General features: G+C 80.9%; 1 protein-coding gene. It reads right to left on the minus strand.

Going from position 1 to position 350, the window contains the following annotated elements:
- Positions 1-186 (minus strand): acyl-CoA carboxylase subunit epsilon (locus STRAU_RS36665; RefSeq protein ID WP_037664371.1); only part of this gene is annotated, 186 nt, incomplete at its 3' end.
- Between the last annotated feature and the right edge of the window lie 164 nt (positions 187-350).

Raw genomic sequence — 350 nt, forward strand, 5'->3', positions numbered from 1 at the left:
ACCGCCGCGTCCCGGCCCGCCGCCGCGCTCCGCGCCGCCGTCGCCGCCGTGCCCCTGGTCCTGGCCGGGGTGGGCGGTGCGGGCCAGCAGCGCGCCCAGGACGGCGGTGAGCGCGGCGAGTTCCTCCTCGGTCACCTGCCCGCGTTCGATCCTGAGCAGGGCGCTCTCGCCTCCGGCACGGTCCACGGGCCCTCCTCGCGTTTGGCCCACGGTCTGCCGCGGGACTCAAGAGGCGCTCGGCTCCCACTGGAGACAGCACCGTCCCTGGCTCCCTGGCCGCACACCGCGCGGCACGGGGCCCGCGGGGCGCGGTGCGCGGGGCGCGGGGCGCGGGGGCACGGGCGCGGGGG

Source organism: Streptomyces aurantiacus JA 4570 (assembly GCF_000414115.1).
GTDB classification, from domain to species: domain Bacteria; phylum Actinomycetota; class Actinomycetes; order Streptomycetales; family Streptomycetaceae; genus Streptomyces; species Streptomyces aurantiacus_A.